This is a genomic window from Flavobacterium sp. (genome assembly GCF_035760125.1).
In the GTDB taxonomy this organism is placed as follows: Bacteria; Bacteroidota; Bacteroidia; order Flavobacteriales; family Flavobacteriaceae; genus Flavobacterium.
Genome location: NZ_DASTTN010000464.1, coordinates 1 through 4,379 on the forward strand (window position 1 = coordinate 1; position 4,379 = coordinate 4,379).

The following is a 4,379-nucleotide window of genomic DNA, read 5'->3' on the forward strand; positions in this document are numbered from 1 at the left end:
CGCCGAACTTGGTTTTACTGGAATTGCAGTTGGATCAGCAATGAATGGATGTCGCCCGATCGTTGAGTATATGACTTTCAACTTTTGTTTGGTTGGAATTGATCAAATTATAAATAATGCTGCCAAAATGCGTCAGATGACCGGTGGACAGTTTAATGTGCCTATCGTTTTTCGAGGCCCTACTGCTTCGGCAGGACAATTAGGAGCAACTCACTCACAAGCAATCGAGAACTGGTTTGCAAATACTCCAGGACTTAAAGTTGTGGTTCCATCAAATGTTTATGATGCCAAAGGTTTATTAAAATCGGCTATTCGTGATAATGACCCTGTTATTTTCATGGAATCAGAACAAATGTATGGAGATAAAGGTGAAGTTCCAGATGGTGAATACACAATTCCTATTGGAGTTGCCGATATCAAACGTGAAGGAACTGATGTGACTATAGTTTCTTTCGGGAAAATTATCAAAGAAGCTTATATCGCTGCCGATGAATTGGCAAAAGAAGGTATTTCATGTGAAATTATTGACTTGAGAACTGTTCGTCCAATGGATAAGGATGCGATTTTAACTTCGGTTAAAAAAACAAATAGATTGGTTATTCTTGAGGAAGCTTGGCCTTTTGCAAGTGTATCTTCTGAGATTGCTTTCTTGGTTCAAGAACAAGCTTTTGATTTCCTTGATGCGCCAATACAACGTATTACAACTGCTGATACTCCAGCCCCATATTCTCCAGTTTTATTGAAAGAATGGTTGCCAAATTCTGCAGATGTTGTGAAAGCTGTTAAGAAAGTATTATATAAATAATAGAAAACAACAATTTAAAAAGCTTCATCAACCCTCCATTTGATGAAGCTTTTTTTTATATCATGAAGAAAATCCTATCGATTATAGCCTTCTTTTTATTTGTGGTAACACCCCAAATTTTCGCACAAACAAAAGTGAGTGGCATTGTTATTGACAAATCCAAACAACCCATTCCATTCGCCAATGTAGTTTTTAAAAACTCCAGTATTGGAACTGTCACAAACGAGGATGGGCGGTTTTATATGGAATCTCCAAATACCTATACTACGTTAGTAATAAGCTCAGTTGGTTTTTCTGAAAAAGAGATCACCCTTACCAAATCGGTCAATTATAATTTTACAATTGAATTAAGTGAACAGGAAACTTTGAAAGAAGTAGTTATCTACACCGGTAAAACTTCCAAAAAGAATAATCCCGCGCTTGATATTCTGAGAAAAATTTGGGCGAAAAAGCGCAAAAATGGTCTGTATCAATTTGACCAATATCAAATGGAGAAATATGAAAAAGTAGAATTTGACATTAATTCTATTGATAGTGCTTATAGAAAGCAAAAGATTTTCAAAGGTATGGAATTCATTTTTGACCATGTGGATACCTCAAAAATAACAGGAAAAACCTATTTGCCAATTTTTGTAAATGAAGCATTGATAGACGTATATGGTGATAATAAGATTCCCAAAGTAAAAGAGATTACAAAAGCCAATAAAACTTCAGGTTTTGAAGGAAATCAGCAAATTTTATCTTTCATAAAAGATTTGTATTCAGATTATAATATCTACAATAATTACATTGCCTTATTTGATAAATCCTTTACCAGCCCACTTTCCACAACAGGGATTGATGTCTATAATTATGTATTGAGAGACAGCGCTTATATTGATAAAAAATGGTGCTACAATATTGTTTTTTATCCAAGACGAAAAAACGAACTGACTTTCAAAGGAGATTTTTGGGTTAATGACACCACATTTGCTATCAAAAAAATCAACATGGCCGTTACCAAAAGCGCCAACATCAACTGGGTAAAGGATATTTATGTCGAACAAGAATTTGACGTTTTGAACGATTCCATTTTTCTATTAACCAAAGACTATTTGATGTCTGATTTTGCATTAAACAAAAAAGAAAAATCAAAAGGAGTCTACGGAAAGCGAACGACCTATTATCAAAATCACAAATTCAATATTGAAAAACCTGCTAAATTCTACAAGGAAGAAGTGAATTTTATCGACAATGAAGTATATAAAAAGAGTGATGAATATTGGGAACAAAATCGTTTCGAAAAATTAAGCAAAGACGAGCAAGGCGTATACAAAATGCTCGACACGCTGCAAACTGTCAAGGCATTTAAGCGACTCACTGACGTGGTAACGATACTCGCCAGCGGATATATAAATTACAACAACTTTGACTTCGGACCTATTTTCTCCAGCTTTGGATACAATGAGGTCGAGGGTTTCAGGACTCAATTGGGAGGCCGAACTTATTTTGGTCCCAACGACCCTTGGCGTATACAGGCCTTTACAGCCTATGGATTTGATGACCATAAGTTCAAATATGGTTTCGCGGGAAAATGGATGGTTGAAAAGAAAAACCGAATTATTATTTCAGGGGGAAACAGGCGTGATATTGAACAATTGGGAGCTAGCCTTACCACAACCAATGATATATTGGCTAGGAATTTTGGCTCTTCTGCCTTTTTCACCACAGGATCCAATGGAAAACTAACCAATATAGGACTGACCAATGCCTACATTGCAATGGAACCTATAAAAAACTTAACATTTCAAACAGGAGTTACATACAAAACACTGGAATCGGCTTCGCCTGTTTTTAGTCTTGATTATTACACCACTTTGCCTTCGGCAGCAAATCCTAACGGAGTTGTAAAAAGCACCACCACCCAATCGGAGTTCAATATTCAGGCGGAGTATACTCCCAATCGAAGAACTATTGCCTATGGAGTCGAAAGAAGTATAGCCAGCAGCCCGTACACCACTCTATTTGTCAATTACAGTCAAGGTTACAAAGGAGTTATCAGTAGCGATTTTAATTATAAGAAAATTGAAATATATTATAAACAGCCCATCATCATTGGCCCGCTTGGTCGTACCAATCTAATATTGGAGCTTGGGAAAACTTTCGGCACCGTTCCTCTGGGACTGTTGAGTATTGTACCGGGTAACCAGACATTTTTAACTATTGAGAACACGTTCAGTAATCTTAATTATTATGAATTTATAACTGATAAGTATGCCACATTCCAATGGAATCATGATTTCAACGGAAGGTTGTTTGCCAGAGTTCCTTTTATGCGAAAACTTAACTGGAGAGAATTCATAGGAGTGAAAGCCGCTTACGGAACCGTTTCGGACGCCAATAGAGCCATAAATGCTTCAGGGGTTGTCTATACGGCTCCAGAGAATGTGTATTGGGAATACAACGCTGGAATTGGAAACATCTTCAAAGTATTCCGTTTGGATTTTGCTTGGAGAGGCAGTTATCTCGACACCCCAAACACAAATAGATTTACCGTAAAAGGATCGTTTGGATTCTATTTCTAGAAGCTTTATACAGCTATCCTTTACAAGCTTACTCAAAAACTGCTATTTTTGTAAAAAAGTAAAAAGAGCTTCCTCCGGTCGCTTTTTTACTTTCACAAAAATTAGCAGTTTTTTTCATAAGGCTTTTCATTTAACACGAGCGAAGCGAACTGGCGGAGCAATCTGGGCTAAAAAAATCTAATTATGCAACAAGCTATCGATTATCTTTTTCAAAAAGATTCCATATTCAAACACATTATAGACACTTACGGATTACCGACAATTCCAAAAAGACCCCAAGGATTTGAGACTTTGGTACTATTGATTTTAGAGCAACAGGTTTCCATAGATTCGGCGAAAGCCACATTTATAAAAATCAAAGCACACACAACCTGTGATCCCGAAACAATGTCCGTTTTACCAGACGAAGAGTTTAGAGCTTTGGGAGTTAGCCGCCAAAAAACTAATTATATAAAAATATTAGCCCATGCTGTTCTTAATAAAGAGCTTGATATTGAAGCTTTAGCGACAAAATCAGCGCAACAAGTTCGGGAAGAATTAATCAAATTAAAAGGAATCGGAAATTGGACCATTGATATTTACCTGATGTTTTGCCTTCAAGAACCCGATTTAATTCCACTAGGCGACATTGCGGTCGTGAATACAATCAAAGAATTGCTTGACATTCATGACAAACAAGAAATGGAAATTCATACCGAACAATGGAGTCCATACCGCTCTTATGCCACATTTTTGCTTTGGCATTATTATCTAAAAAAACGTAAACGAACAATAGTCTACTAAAAAAGAAGTAATTATTCACTAATAACTGGATTAAACTGTCTTTTTTTATTGCAAAAAAGTATAGTTTGATTACTTTTGCAGTCGTAAATAAATTAAGAAAAGATAAAAGAATAATGACTGCAGACAAATTAAAAACTTTTGATGTATTAATTGAAATACCAAGAGGAAGTAGAAATAAATACGAGTATGATTTTGCCATAAAAAGAATGCGTTTTGATAGAATGTTA

General features: G+C 35.9%; 4 protein-coding genes. All 4 read left to right on the forward strand.

The genetic code is table 11. The features are described 5' to 3' along the window. On the forward strand, positions 1-805 hold an 805-nt coding region (locus VFS71_RS16500; RefSeq protein ID WP_326402660.1), incomplete at its 5' end, for an alpha-ketoacid dehydrogenase subunit beta. Between the two features lie 62 nt (positions 806-867). After that, positions 868-3,369, forward strand: a complete 2,502-nt coding sequence (locus VFS71_RS16505) for a DUF5686 and carboxypeptidase-like regulatory domain-containing protein (RefSeq protein ID WP_326402662.1) — start codon at positions 868-870, stop codon at positions 3,367-3,369. Positions 3,370-3,552: 183 nt separating this feature from the next. After that, positions 3,553-4,152 carry a DNA-3-methyladenine glycosylase 2 family protein gene (locus tag VFS71_RS16510; RefSeq protein WP_326402664.1) on the forward strand — a complete coding sequence of 200 codons (600 nt, stop codon included), beginning with the start codon at positions 3,553-3,555 and terminating at the stop codon, positions 4,150-4,152. Between the two features lie 113 nt (positions 4,153-4,265). Continuing rightward, positions 4,266-4,379 (forward strand): inorganic diphosphatase (locus VFS71_RS16515; protein WP_326402665.1); only part of this gene is annotated, 114 nt, incomplete at its 3' end.

What these genes read in the sequence shown, in the direction of transcription:
- VFS71_RS16505 (WP_326402662.1), top strand. Translation starts at nt 868, where the DNA reads ATGAAGAAAATCCTATCGATTATAGCCTTCTTTTTATTTGTGGTAACA.
- VFS71_RS16510 (WP_326402664.1), top strand. Translation starts at nt 3,553, where the DNA reads ATGCAACAAGCTATCGATTATCTTTTTCAAAAAGATTCCATATTCAAA.